Below are 316 nucleotides of genomic sequence, written 5' to 3' on the forward strand. Positions count from 1 at the left end.
GAAGGGCCGGCCCCTTGGTGGGGGCCGGCCCTTGGTGTTTGCCGTGTGGGTCAGGCGGAGTAGCCGCGGGTGGCGATCCAGTTGGCGAGGTTGTCGACGCTGATCTGGTAGGAGGCGGTGTTGGGGTTGGCCGAGTCGGCGATGGTGACGGTCTTGCCGCCGTCGCGGTAGCCCACGACGCTGATGTAGTGGCCGCCTTCGAAGGAGTGGGTGTTGCCGTCGGTGTCGGTGGTGGTGCCGGCGATGTTGGCGACCACGGCGCGGCCGTCGTCCACGGCGCGCACGATGTCGGTGCGCAGGGTGTCGGTCTGCTTGG

Annotated in this window: 1 protein-coding gene; it reads right to left on the reverse strand. The window is 69.3% G+C overall.

The genetic code is table 11. The features are described from left to right. Positions 1 to 50: 50 nt before the first annotated feature. Positions 51 to 316 (reverse strand): C39 family peptidase (locus tag ACNAVT_RS31880; protein ID WP_416301717.1); only part of this gene is annotated, 266 nt, incomplete at its 5' end.

The organism is Micromonospora sp. SL4-19 (assembly GCF_047921475.1).
Lineage (GTDB): Bacteria > Actinomycetota > Actinomycetes > Mycobacteriales > Micromonosporaceae > Micromonospora.